Here is a 13044-nt window from a genome sequence, read left to right on the forward strand (position 1 = left end):
GCGTAGCAGACCGTAACCGGCCCGCAACACGCTCGTTGCAGGCGGCATGGTGCCGGGTGCCTGTCAGGCCCGGCGACTACCATCGCCCCGTGACGACGACCTCCCCGCAGTCCGGTTACACCGCCCGGCACCTGTCGGTGCTGGAGGGGCTCGAGGCGGTGCGCAAGCGCCCCGGGATGTATATCGGGACCACCGACAGCCGTGGCCTGATGCACTGCCTGTGGGAGATCATCGACAACTCGGTGGACGAGGCTCTGGGTGGCCACGGGGACCGGATCGAGATCGTGCTGCACGCAGACTCGTCGGTGGAGGTGCGTGACAACGCCCGCGGCATCCCGGTGGACATCGAGCCGAAGACGGGTCTGACCGGGGTCGAGGTGGTGTTCACCAAGCTGCACGCCGGTGGCAAGTTCGGTGGCGGGTCCTACGGGGCCTCGGGTGGTCTGCACGGCGTCGGCGCGTCGGTCGTCAACGCCCTGTCGGCGCGCCTCGACGTCGAGGTCGACCGGGGCGGTCGTACCCATCGGATGACCTTCCACCGCGGCGAGCCCGGCATCTTCGACGACCGTGGCGGCATCAGTCCGGACAACCCGTTCGAGCCGTTCGTGTCCGGGTCCGAGCTCGAGGTATGCGGCAAGGTCGCCCGCGCGCGGACCGGGACGCGCGTGCGGTACTGGGCGGACCCGCAGATCTTCCCCAAGACGGCCGTCTTCGCGTACGACGAGCTGGTCACCCGCGCGCGGCAGACCAGCTTCCTCGTGCCGGGCCTGACCCTGACGGTGCGCGACGAGCGCGGCATCGCGGGCACGCCCGGTGCCGACGGCCCGCACGAGGAGACGTTCCTGCACAGCGGGGGCGTCGTCGACTTCGTGGACCACCTGGCACCCGACACCGCGGTCACCGACACGTGGCACCTGACCGGGTCGGGCACGTTCACCGAGACGGTCCCGGTCCTCGACGACCGCGGGCACATGACGGCGCAGGAGGTGTCCCGGACCTGCGAGGTCGACATCGCCATGCGGTGGGGGACCGGCTACGAGACCGAGGTCCGCAGCTTCGTCAACATCATCTCGACGCCGAAGGGCGGCACCCACCTGGCCGGGTTCGAGGCCGGGTTGCTGCGCACCATGCGCAAGGCGGTCGACGCGAACGCCCGGCGGCTCAAGATCTCGGCGAGGGACACCTCCGAGCGGATCGAGAAGGAGGACGTGCTCGCCGGGATGACCGCGGTCGTGACCGTCCGGCTGGCCGAGCCGCAGTTCGAGGGCCAGACCAAAGAGGTGCTCGGCACCGGACCGGTGCGTGCCATCGTCGCCAAGGTCCTGGACACCGAGCTCGGCGCGATCTTCGTCTCGCCCAAGCGCGACCACAAGGCGCAGTCGTCGCTGCTGCTGGACAAGGTCGTCGGCGAGATGCGCGCCCGGTTGTCCGCCCGCAAGCAGAAGGAGATCTCCCGGCGCAAGAACGCGCTCGAGACCTCGTCGCTGCCGGCCAAGCTGGCTGACTGCCGCAGCGACGACGTCGAGCGCAGCGAGCTCTTCATCGTCGAGGGTGACAGCGCTCTGGGCACCGCCAAGCTGGCGCGCAGCTCGGACTTCCAGGCGCTGCTCCCCATCCGCGGCAAGATCCTCAACGTCCAGAAGGCGTCCGTCACGGACATGCTCAAGAACGCGGAGTGTGCGGCGATCATCCAGGTGGTCGGCGCCGGGTCGGGTCGCTCGTTCGACCTGGAGGCCGCGCGCTACGGGAAGATCGTCCTGATGACCGACGCCGACGTCGACGGCGCCCACATCCGCACCCTGCTGCTCACGCTGCTGTTCCGATACATGCGACCGCTGGTCGAGGCCGGACGCGTCTACGCCGCCGTCCCGCCGCTGCACCGCGTCGAGGTCATCGGTGGTGGTGGGCGCAAGAACGAGTACGTCTACACCTACTCCGAGGCCGAGCTCGTGGCGACCCTCAAGAAGCTGGACCGGGCCGGCAAGCGGTACAAGGACGACATCCAGCGGTACAAGGGACTCGGGGAGATGGACGCGGACCAGCTGGCGGAGACGACGATGGACCCACGGCACCGCACGCTGCGCCGGGTCACCGTCGAGGGTGCGCAGCGGGCGGAGGAGATCTTCGAGCTGCTCATGGGCTCCGACGTCGCACCGCGCAAGGACTTCATCGTCGCCGGCGCCGACGGCCTGGACCGCAGCCGTATCGACGCCTGAGCCATTTCGGTTGCCGTCACGAGGACCGACCGGCGATCGTAGTCCGGTGACCACCGCCGACCTCGCACCCCTCGCCGAACGCGTCGCCGCCCCGGCGGACGTGCGTGTGCCGGCCGACATCGACGGACTGACGTGGCGCCCGCTCACCCGCAACGACGTCCCGGCCCTCACTCGGCTGCTCAACGCGGTCGAGGAGGCCGACTCCACGCCCTACCGGACCTCGGCGGAGGAGGTCGACGAAGAGTTCGACGGTGACTGGAAGGACCACGCGCGGGACACGCTCGCCGGCATCGACGCCGACGGCGTCATCCGCGCGTACGCGCGGGTCAACCAGCCTCCGGGGGATGCGCGGGTGGTCCGTGCGTTCCTCGACGGTGCCGTCGACCCGCTGTGGCGGGGTCGAGGGATCGGCCGGCAGGTGCTCGCGTGGGAGCAGGCGCGTGGGCGGCAGCTCCTCGCGGCGTCGGGCAAGGAGCTCCCGGCCAGGCTGGCGTCGTTCACGGACGACGGCGCCGAGGCCACGGTCCGGCTGCTCCGCGCGAGCGGCTTCACGCCGGCCCGGTTCTACGCCGAGATGCGGCGGCCGCTCGACGTCGAGCTCCCCGCGATCGAGGTCCCCGACGGGCTGAGCATCGTGCCGTGGAGCGCGGAGCTGGACGAGCAGGTGCGGCTCGCGCACAACGAGGCGTTCGCCGACCACTGGGGGAGCGAGCCACGCACGGTCGAGGAGTGGAGCCAGGGGCGCAGCATGTTCGCCCCCCGGTGGAGTTTCGTGGCGGTGGACGACGGGACCGGCGAGGTCGCCGGGTATCTCCTGTCGGGAAGGTACGAGCACGACTGGCCGGTCATCGGCTACAAGGCCGGCTACACCGACCTGCTCGGCGTGCGGCGAGCGTGGCGCGGGCGGCGGCTGGCTCGGGCGCTGCTCGCCACGGTGATGGCCGCGTACCAGGCGGACGGGATGGACTTCGCCGAGCTGGGCGTCGACACGGCGAACCAGACCGGCGCCCACCGGCTCTACGAGGGGCTCGGGTACGCGGTCTTCCACAGCTCCACGCTGTTCTCGATCGAGCTGTGAGCCGCACGAGCGAACGTCCTCCACGCCCTCGCGTCGCGGGTTAGCATCGGCGCGGCGGGACGACGAGGTCCGGCCATCACTGTCGCCGGACGAGGACGTCCGCCGTCGAGGAGGTCGTCGTGGGACGCTCGCTGTCCATGGCCGCGCGGGTGTGGGTCGCGGTCGCCGTCATGCTGGTGCTCGTGCACCTGGTCGCGCAGCTCGCCGGGGCTGAAGGGCTCGCCCGCGTCAGCCAGTGGACACTCATGCCGGCGCTCGCCGCCGTCGTCGTGACCGCGACGCGCTGGCCGCGTGGTCACGTCGTGACGTGGACGCTCGTCGCCCTCGGCTTCTCGTGGCTCGGCGACCTCGTCCCGTCGCTCGTCGGCGAGGACGCGTCCTTCCTCATCATGGTCGGGTTCTTCCTGCTCGCGCAGGTGGCGTACGTCGTGGCGTTCGCGCCCCTCGTCCGACGCTCCGTCGTGCACACCCGCCCGGTCCTCCTGCTGCCGTACGCGGCCGTGCTCGCCGCGCTCGTCGGTCTGTGCGCACCGGGAGCGGACGCCCTGCTCGTGCCGGTCGCGATCTACGGCGGCGTCCTGGTCGCGATGGCGGTGCTCGCGACAGGTCTGGGCCGCCTCGCGACGGTCGGAGGGGCCGTCTTCGTGGTCAGCGACGGCCTGATCGCGCTCGAGGCGTTCGTGCCGGGGTGGGACCTGGCCGGGCAGGGCTTCTGGGTGATGCTCACGTACACCGTCGGCCAAGGGCTCCTTGCCGCCGCGGTGATCGGGCGCAACGTCGCCGAGCGTCGGGCGCCCGAGCCGAGGCCGGTCCGCACCTACGCCCAGCGACCCCCGGTGCCGGACAACGTGGTCGCACTCGTCTGACGGTCAGCCGATGGCGTGCACGGGCGCGGACAGCGGCGTGCCCGACATGTCGCGCCGGGGGTCGAGCGCGGGCAGCTCGATCGGCTGACCGGCAGAACCCGTCGCCCATGCGGGCGCCGCCCCGACCCACGCGAGCAGGAGCGCGTCCTCGTTGCGCAGGAACCGGTGCGCCCGGACACCGCCGGTCGCGCGGCCCTTGCCCGGGTACGCCTCGAACGGGGTGACCTTCGCCGAACCGGCCTGCGTGCCCGGGAGCGCGCCGGACGCACCCGCGACGGTCACGACGACCGCCTCGGCGAGGCCGTCGGCCGGGACCGCGCCGAATGCGACGACCCGTTGGCCGGCCGCGAGCTTGATGCCTGCCATGCCTCCCGCGGAACGCCCCTGCGGCCGGACGGCCGACGCAGGGAAGTGCAGCAGGGACGCGTCGGAGGACACGATGACCAGCTCGTCGGCGTCGCGCACCGCGACCGCACCGACCACCTCGTCGCCGTCCCTGAGCGAGATCGCCTCCCACGCGTCCCGGTTCCCCGGGATGTCGCCCGATGCCACGCGCTTGACGGTGCCCTGGACGGTGGCGAGCGCGAGCGTCGGCGCGTCGGCCTCGAGAGAGGTCAGGCCCACCACGCGTTCGCGGGGGAGGAGCGTCACCACCTCGCCGAGCGGCACGCCGCCCGAGAGGGAGGGGGCACCGTCCGTGGGTGGCAGTCCGGGCAGGTCGAGTACGGAGACGCGCACGATGCGGCCCTGCGACGTCACGACGCCGACCTCGGCTCGCGCGGTGGCCGGGATCGACGCCGCGACGACGTCGTGCTTGGCCCGCCGGGCGCCGTCGGTGCGCGCCGGCAGGTCCTCCGACGCCGTGCGCGCCAGGAGCCCGGTGCCGGACAGCAGCACCCAGCAGGGGGTGTCGGCGATCTCAAGCGGTGCCGTCGCACCGCGAGCCGCAGGGGCGCCGGTGATCGAGGTGCCGCCGGCCGACTCGAGCAGGATCGTGCGGCGCGGGGTGCCGTACGTGGCGGCGACCTCGGCCATCTCGTCCGAGACCAGCCCTCGCAGCCTGGCCTCGTCGGCGAGGATCGCCTGCAGCTCGGCGATCTCCTCGACGAGCTGCTGCTGCTCCTTCTCCAGCTCGATCCGGGAGAACCGGGTGAGGCGGCGCAGCCGCAGCTCCAGGATGTACTCCGCCTGGGGCTCGGACAGGTCGAAGACGCTGCGCAGCCGGGCTCGGGCGGTGTCGGCGTCGTCGGACGTGCGGATCACCTGGATGACCTCGTCGATGTCGAGGATCGCGACGAGCAGGCCTTCGACCAGGTGCAGGCGTTCCAGCCGCTTCGCGAGCCGGTGCTGCGAGCGTCGGCGCACCACGACGAGGCGGTGCTCGACCCACACGACCAGCAGCTCGCGCAGCCCGAGCGTGCGCGGCTGGCCGTCGACGAGGGCGACGTTGTTGATCGAGAACGAGTCCTCGAGCGGGGTGTAGCGGTAGAGCTGCTCGAGGACGGCCTCCGGGACGAAGCCCGTCTTGATCTCGATGACCAGGCGTAGGCCGTGCTGCCGGTCGGTCAGGTCGACGGCGTCGGAGATGCCCGAGAGCTTCTTGCTCTGCACGCCCTCCTTGATCTTCTCGATGACCTTCTCCGGGCCCACCGTGTACGGCAGCTCGGTGATGACGATGCCCTTGCGCTTGGGCGTGACGTTCTCGATCCGGGCCGTCGCGCGCGTGCGGAACGCGCCGCGACCGGTGCGGTAGGCGTCGCGGACCCCGTCGAGGCCGACGATCTTGCCGCCCGAGGGCAGGTCGGGGCCGGGGACGAAGCGCAGCAGGTCCTCGAGCGTGGCGTCGGGGTGCAGGACGAGGTGGCGGGCCGCGGCCACCACCTCGACGAGGTTGTGCGGCGCCATGTTGGTGGCCATGCCGACCGCGATGCCAGACGCCCCGTTGACCAGCAGGTTCGGGATCGCGGCGGGGAGCACCTCGGGCTGCGTGAGCTTGTTGTCGTAGTTGGGCACGAAGTCGACGACGTCCTCGTCGAGCCCTGTCGTCATCGCGAGCGCCGCCGGCGCCATGCGCGCCTCGGTGTACCGCGGAGCGGCGGGGCCGTCGTCGAGCGAGCCGAAGTTCCCGTGGCCGTCGACCAGAGGAAGGCGCAGCGAGAAGGGCTGGGCCAGGCGCACCATCGCGTCGTAGATCGCCGCGTCGCCGTGCGGGTGCAGCTTGCCCATGACCTCGCCGACGACGCGCGCCGACTTCACGTACGGACGGTCCTGGCGCAGGCCCATGTCCGACATCTGGTAGAGGATCCGGCGCTGCACCGGCTTGAGCCCGTCGCGGGCGTCGGGCAGGGCTCGCGAGTAGATGACGGAGTAGGCGTACTCGAGGAACGAGCCCTCCATCTCGGTCGCGACGTCGATGTCGACGATGCGCTCGACGAGGTCCTCGGGCGGGAGGTCAGGGGTCGCGGGGCGACGCGCCATGGTGCTTGCTCCTCGGGGGCCGGTCTGCTGTGCGCCGACCATTGTGGACCGTCTGTGACCTTTGACGGGCGCGGCGCGCTGGCTCGTGGTCCCAGTGGGCGGCTGCCCGCACTAGCGTGACGCTCATGGCAGACGTCACGGCTGACGACCACGCCCGACCGGGTCCCGCGTACCCGGCCGCGTGGGAGGCCGACGTCGTGCTGCACGACGGCTCGACCACGCACGTCCGACCACTGCGCCCGGACGACGCCGACGCCCTCCAGGCGTTCCACGTCGGGCAGTCGGAGCGATCGACCTACCTGCGGTTCTTCGCCCCGCTGGAGCGGCTGTCCGAGCGGGACCTCGAGCGGCTGGTCACCGTCGACCACGTGGACCGCGTCGCGCTGGCGGCCGTGTCCAGCGCCACCGATCCCGACGACGTCGACCAGATCATCGGCGTCGCCCGGTACGACCGCATCGGCACCGACGAGGCCGAGGTCGCCTTCAACATCGCGGACGCCCACCAGGGGCGCGGCCTCGGGTCCGTGCTGCTCGAGCATCTCGCCGCGGCTGCCCGGGAGCGGGGCGTGCGGCGGTTCGTCGCGGAGGTCCTGCCGCAGAACGGCCGCATGATCGCCGTCTTCAAGCAGGCCGGGTACGAGGTCCGGCAGCGCACCGAGGACGGCGTCGTGGCCGTCGGCTTCGACATCGACCCCACCGACCGGTCTCTGGCCGTGATGGCGGACCGCGAGCACCGCGCGGAGGCCCTGTCGATGCGCGGCGTGCTGCACGCGTCGTCCGTGGTCGTCGTCGGGCCGGGGACGCACGAGGGCGAGACGCTCGCCGGCCGGCTGGCCGCGCGCGTGCTGGCGGACCTGCTCGTCGGGGACCCGTCCGTGGTCGTGCATGCGGTCGGGGTCCCGGGCGACCAGGCCGTGCAGGTGCACGCGCGGCTGGCGGACGTGCCCGGACCGGTCGAGCTCGCTGTCGTGGCCGTTGCCGCCGACGCCGCGACCGACGTCGCCCGAGAGCTCGCGCGCCTCCACGTGCGCGGGATCGTCCTGCTGACCTCGGGCTTCGCCGAACAAGGCCCCGACGGCCTGGACCGACAGCGCGCGGTGCTGCGTGCGGCGCACGGGGCCGGGATGCGGGTGGTCGGCCCCAGCTCGTTCGGGATCATCTCGACGCGGGAGGGCGGCCTGCAGCTGAACGCGTCCCTGGCGCAGTCCCCGCCGGCGCCGGGACGGATCGGTCTCTTCTGCCAGTCCGCCCCGCTGTCCGTCGCGCTGCTCGCGGCGGTCCGGCGCCGGGGCATAGGCGTCTCGCAGTTCGTGTCCGCCGGGCATCGCGCCGACGTGTCCGGCAACGACCTGATGCAGTTCTGGGCCGACGACGACCGCACGGACGTCGTCGGTCTGTACCTCGAGTCGCTGGGCAATCCCCGCAAGTTCTCCCGGGTGGCCCGGCGCCTCTCGCTGATCAAGCCCGTGATCGTCGTGACGGCCGGACGGTCCGGTCAGGTGGTGCCACCGGGACACGCCGTCCGGCCGACGCACGCCCCCCCGCGCACGCTCGCCGAGATGTTGCGCCAGTCGGGCGTGGTGCGCGTGGAGAACACGCACCAGCTGCTCGACGTCGCGCAGGTGCTCGCGCACCAGCCGCTGCCCGCGGGCCGACGAACCGCGATCCTGGCCAGCTCCGCGTCCGTGGCGGCCCTCGTCGCCGAGGCGGTCGCGGCCGCCGGGCTCGTGGTCAGCGGGCACGTGCAGCTGCTCGCCGAGGACGCCCCACCGGAGCGGGTCCGAGCGGCCGTCGACGCGCTCTACGACGATCCCGACAGCGACGTCGTGGTCGTGGTCCGCATCCCGACCGTCGGCGGTCCCGACGCCGTCCTGCAGGACGCTGTCGCGTCGAGGGCCGCGCGGTCCCGGCGGACGACCGTCGCGTGCATCTACGACCTGCACGGCCTGACCGCGGAGCTGACCGCCCGCGACGACGAGGGCCGGGAGTGGACCGTCCCCGCGTACAGCACCCCCGAGGACGCGGCGCTGGCGCTCGGGCACGCGGCACGCTACGCACGCTGGCGGGCCGGGGACCGGGGCCGACCCCTGCACCCCGAGGGCGCCGAGACGCGAGCCGCCCGACGCCTGGTCGCCGGGTGGCTCGCCGCGGAGGCCCCAGGGGACACGGTGCTCGCCCTCGACAGCGAGCGCACCGCGCAGCTGCTCGCCACGGTCGGGGTGCGGCCGCTGCCGTCGACCCGCGTGCACGACGCGGACGAGGCCGTGGCGGCCGCGGAGCGGATCGGCTGGCCGGTGGCGCTCAAGACGACGGTGTCCGCGCTGCGCCATCGTGCCGACCTCGGCGGGGTGCGCCTGGACGTCGCGGACGAGGCCGAGCTGCKGGCGGACGTGGCGCAGGTGCTCGCGCTCGCCTCGGGGCTCGAGACGACGGACGGCGACGAGCCCCTGGAGGTGCAGGCGATGGCCCCTCACGGCTCCGCGTGCGTCGTGCGCTCGGTCGAGGACCCCCTGTTCGGCCCGATCATCAGCTTCGGGTTGGCGGGTGACGCGTCCGACCTGCTGGGCGACGTCGCGTATGGCGTGCCGCCCCTCACCGACGTGGACGTCTCCGAGCTGGTCCGCACGGCGCGCGCAGCCCCTCGGCTGTTCGGCTACCGCGGGCTGCCGGCGCTCGACGTCGCCGCGCTGGAGGACCTCATCGCACGCGTCTCGGTGCTCGCCGACGACCTGCCGGAGCTGCGGTCCCTGGAGCTCAACCCGGTGGTCGTCTCCGAGCACGGCGCGGTGGTCCTCGGCGCCCGCGCCTCGGTGTCCCACGCGGACCGTGCGGACGCCACCCGGCGGCTGCCGAGGGTGTGACCCTGTGCGAGTTCGCAGGAGACGGTCGCCGAGGTGGGAGGATGGAGGCGTGCCCGCTGCTGCTCCCGCCCTGCACCACGATCTCCACCGTGCCGGCTACTACCCCGAGCTCGTCGTCGACGTGCTCGACGTGGCCCTCGCCGACGAAGAGGTCGTGGCTCACCTGGTCCACCCCGAGACGACGTTCGACGCCGCCGAGGTGCGCCGCCACGTCACGGTGCTGGTGCTGACGCCGACGCGGCTGATCGTCGCGCACGTCGACGACCACCCGGCCGACTCCGAGCACCCGTCCGCCTCCGCGTCGGCCACGACCGAGGCGGTGCCGCTGGCGGAGCTGACGTCGGTCGCGATGACCCACGTCGTGCCGCTGCCGGAGAAGCACGAACGCGGCCGACCCGCGCAGGAGCTGACCTTGGTGATCGGCTGGGGCGCGGTCTCCCGGGTGGACCTGGAGCCGGCCACCTGCGGCGACCCCAACTGCGACGCCGACCACGGCCTCACCGGCACGCTCGCGCCCGACGACGTGGTCGTGCGGGTGAGCGCGGCCGCGGAGGGCCTGGACTCGGTGCGCGCCGCCACGGCGTTCGCCCGCCAGCTGTCCGCGGCGAGCGCCCGGGCCCGATGACCCGCCTCGAGGCGCCGGTGACTGGTGTGCCCTCGACGGCCCCGACGCAGACGCGGGTGGACCTCGAGGCGGCTGACTTCGTGGCGCCGGGTGCGGACCACCCGTGCCTGGGCCGCGTGCTCCCGGCCGTCGCCGGCGCGCTCGGGGTGCTCGACGTGCCCGACGCGAGCGACTCGCAGCGCGTGCTCGGGCTTCCCGACGCGACACGCGTCTGCGTGGTGCTCGTCGACGGGCTGGGGCACACCAACCTCGCCGAGCGCGCCGGCCACGCGCCGTTCCTGCGTCGCCGGCTCAGCGAGTCCATCCCCCTGACCAGCACGTTCCCCTCCACGACCGCGACCGCGATGGGTACGTTCGGGGTCGCCTTGCCGCCGGGTCGTACGGGCATGCTCGGCTACACCGTGCGGGACCCCGCGACCGGCGACCTGGGCAACCTGGTCAGCTGGACCGGACTCCCGCCTGCACGACAGTGGCAGCGCGAGACGACCGTCTTCGAGCGCCTCGTCGCGGCCGGCACCGGCGTGACGAGCATCGGCCCGGCTCGGTTCGCGGGCTCCGGGCTCACCGAGGCCGCTCTGCGCGGTCCCACCTACAAGGCCGCCGAGTCGCTGGCGGTCCGGGTCGATGCCACCGTGGACGCGCTGCGCCGCCCGGGCGTGGCGTACCTGTACTGGGGAGACGTCGACAAGGCGGGCCACCACCACGGGTGGGGGTCGTGGCAGTGGGGGGACGCGCTCGCGGAGCTCGACGCGGAGCTGGGCAGGCTCGCCCGCCTGCTGCCGCGGGACACCGTCCTGGTCGTGACCGCCGACCACGGGATGGTCGACGTCGACCGGACGCAGCGGTGGGACGTCGCCACCGACGACGTCCTGGGCGCCGGGGTCGCGCTGGTCGCGGGGGAGCCCCGCGCGCTGCACCTGCATGTCGAGCCGGGGGCGGACGCGACGCAGGTGGCGGACCGGTGGCGGGACGCGCTGGGCCCCGCGGCGGTCGTCGCAACCCGCAGCGAGGCGATGTCCGACGCGTGGTTCGGGGACGTGTCCGAGCACGTCCTGCCCGTGATCGGGGACGTCGTGGTGGCGATGACGGGCCGCGCGACCGTCGTCGACTCGCGGACACAGACGCCGGCGTCGCTGGACCTCGTCGGCGTGCACGGCTCGTTGACGAGGCACGAGATGCTCGTCCCCTGCTTGGTGGTGGCCTGATGGCCGAGCTGGTCTTCTTCTCCGGCACCATGGACAGCGGCAAGTCGACGCTCGCGCTCCAGATGCACCACAACCACGCGGCCCGCGGGCGCGACGGTGTGCTGTTCACGCGGCACGACCGCGCGGGCGCCGCGACGATCTCCTCCCGGCTCGGGCTGACGCAGCAGGCGCACGAGGTGGACGACTCGACGGACTTCTGGTCGGACGTCATCTCCCGCCGCACACGCGGTCGACCCGTCGACTACCTGATCGGTGACGAGGCGCAGTTCTACACCGCCGAGCAGGTGGAGCAGCTGGCACGGGTCGTCGACGAGCTCGGGGTCGACGTCTTCGTGTTCGGCATCTCGACCGACTTCCGGGCCCGGCTCTTCCCCGGCGCCGCCCGGCTGGTCGAGCTGGCCGACCGGGTGGAGATCCTGCAGGTCCGCGCGCTGTGCTGGTGCGGTTCCCGGGCGACCCACAACGCCCGCACCGTCGGCGGGACCATGGTGGTCGAGGGAGCGCAGGTCGTCGTGGGCGACGTCGAGGCCGGGGCCGACGAGGTCGGCTACGAGGTCCTCTGCCGTCGGCACCACATGCGACGCATGACCGCCGCCACCGCCCGGGCGTCCTCGCCGAGCCCGCAGACGCTCACCTCCGCGGAGGAGCTGACCATCTGAGGCGCTCGACGGTCACGCAGCCTCATTCAGGTTTCGCGCCGAAGACGATCTCGTCCCAGCTGGGCACCTTGGCTCGGCCCCGGCGCGCCGCCCGCGGACGCTCGCTGTCCTCGTGCTCGGCCGCCGGGGTGGTGACCGGTTCGGGAACGGCGACGGGCGCCGGGTAGACCTGGGCCTCTGCCGCGTCGTCGGCGTCGGCGGGATGGGCGCCGGGTACGGACGCGTCGGGCCGTCCGAAGTCGAACGCGTGCGGCGGCCCGAAGCCCTCGAACTCCTCGGAGTCGTCGTCGAGCTCCACGTTCTGCCGGACACCGCGGCGGCTGCGCAGGTCGTCCAGCAGGGACGCGGTCTCCTCCTGCGGGTCGGGCGCAGGTTCAGGCTCGTCGGCAGGGACGTCCTGCGGGCTGGGCAGGACGCCGTCGCCCTGGAAGTCGAAGACCACGTCGCGCACCGCAGCGAGGTGACGGCGTGAGACGGGCTCGTCGGGCAGCTCGGTCTCCGAGAGCCAGCGAGCCTCGTCCTCGTCGGCGACGACTGTGCGCTTGGCCAGGTCGAAGGTCCAGCGGGCCTCGTGCTCGGCGTCGGCGACCGCGAACCGCGCCAGGACCATCCACGGTCCCGACGCGTCGCGCGCGGCGTCCCACGCGAGCGAGGCGGGATCGACGCCGCGAGCGGCGAGACGGTCCGTCACCAGGTCGCCCAGCGTCGGCGCGCCGACGTCCCGCCCGACGCGGGTGCCACGTGCCAGCTCCGCGACGTGCTCGCGCTCGGCGAGCACGGGACCCTCGTACCGGCGGACGCGTTCGACCGGCAGGCCGGCGGACTCCGCCACCTCCTGAGTCGTGGCACCCGCACGGATCCGTGCCTGGATCTCCCGCGGGCTCAGCGTCCCGGCGCTCTCCGCGCGCAGCTGCTCCAGCTGCGGGCGGTCGCGGCGCACGGCCGCGCGCAGCGGTTCGTCGATGCGCACACGAAAGCGCGCCCCGTCCGGGGCCACCAGGACGAGATGCTCCCCGTCCTCGTGCAGACCCACCAGCTCCAGCTCACCCATGCGAC

Annotated in this window: 9 protein-coding genes; 7 read left to right on the top strand and 2 right to left on the bottom strand. The window is 73.2% G+C overall.

The window, feature by feature from the left end; genetic code table 11:
• Positions 1-89 precede the first annotated feature (89 nt).
• The 3 genes from ASG23_RS15905 to ASG23_RS15915 all read left to right on the top strand — a co-directional run bounded on the left by ASG23_RS15905 (position 90) and on the right by ASG23_RS15915 (position 4160).
• Positions 90-2216, top strand: coding sequence for a DNA gyrase/topoisomerase IV subunit B (locus ASG23_RS15905; RefSeq protein ID WP_056027043.1), 2127 nt, complete (start codon positions 90-92; stop codon positions 2214-2216).
• Between the two features lie 46 nt (positions 2217-2262).
• Entirely contained in the window at positions 2263-3294 is a 1032-nt protein-coding gene (locus tag ASG23_RS15910) for a GNAT family N-acetyltransferase (protein ID WP_056027047.1), read from the top strand.
• Between the two features lie 119 nt (positions 3295-3413).
• Positions 3414-4160, top strand: a complete 747-nt coding sequence (locus ASG23_RS15915; RefSeq protein ID WP_157465711.1) for a lysoplasmalogenase — start codon at positions 3414-3416, stop codon at positions 4158-4160.
• 3 nt (positions 4161-4163) lie between these two features.
• Here the strand turns inward: ASG23_RS15915 and ASG23_RS15920 are convergent, their stop codons facing one another.
• Positions 4164-6638 carry a DNA gyrase/topoisomerase IV subunit A gene (locus ASG23_RS15920; protein ID WP_056027050.1) on the bottom strand — a complete coding sequence of 825 codons (2475 nt, stop codon included), beginning with the start codon at positions 6636-6638 and terminating at the stop codon, positions 4164-4166.
• 125 nt (positions 6639-6763) lie between these two features.
• Between ASG23_RS15920 and ASG23_RS15925 the strand changes: the two genes are divergently transcribed.
• From ASG23_RS15925 to ASG23_RS15940, 4 genes are read left to right on the top strand one after another with little or no spacing between them, the layout of a single operon-like run.
• Positions 6764-9499, top strand: a complete 2736-nt coding sequence (locus tag ASG23_RS15925) for a GNAT family N-acetyltransferase (RefSeq protein WP_056028417.1) — start codon at positions 6764-6766, stop codon at positions 9497-9499.
• Between the two features lie 49 nt (positions 9500-9548).
• Entirely contained in the window at positions 9549-10124 is a 576-nt protein-coding gene (locus tag ASG23_RS15930; RefSeq protein ID WP_056027053.1) for a DUF5998 family protein, read from the top strand.
• Between the two features lie 26 nt (positions 10125-10150).
• Positions 10151-11329: an alkaline phosphatase family protein gene (locus ASG23_RS15935; RefSeq protein WP_235521261.1), complete on the top strand. Its 1179-nt coding sequence runs from the start codon at positions 10151-10153 to the stop codon at positions 11327-11329.
• The gene (locus ASG23_RS15940) at positions 11329-11988 is read left to right on the top strand and encodes a thymidine kinase (protein ID WP_056027056.1); all 660 of its coding nucleotides are present in this window, start codon (positions 11329-11331) and stop codon (positions 11986-11988) included. The genes ASG23_RS15935 and ASG23_RS15940 overlap by 1 nt, the downstream gene beginning before the upstream one ends.
• Before the next feature lie 22 nt (positions 11989-12010).
• Here ASG23_RS15940 and sepH read toward each other — a convergent pair whose 3' ends face one another.
• Entirely contained in the window at positions 12011-13039 is a 1029-nt protein-coding gene (sepH, locus tag ASG23_RS15945; RefSeq protein ID WP_056028423.1) for a septation protein SepH, read from the bottom strand.
• Positions 13040-13044: the final 5 nt, after the last annotated feature.

Source organism: Cellulomonas sp. Leaf395 (assembly GCF_001424125.1).
Lineage (GTDB): Bacteria > Actinomycetota > Actinomycetes > Actinomycetales > Cellulomonadaceae > Cellulomonas.

Bases quoted from the DNA above. Each gene is read 5' to 3' on its own strand.
- sepH (WP_056028423.1), bottom strand. From the start codon at position 13,039: ATGGGTGAGCTGGAGCTGGTGGGTCTGCACGAGGACGGGGAGCATCTC.
- ASG23_RS15940 (WP_056027056.1), top strand. From the start codon at position 11,329: ATGGCCGAGCTGGTCTTCTTCTCCGGCACCATGGACAGCGGCAAGTCG.
- ASG23_RS15920 (WP_056027050.1), bottom strand. From the start codon at position 6,638: ATGGCGCGTCGCCCCGCGACCCCTGACCTCCCGCCCGAGGACCTCGTC.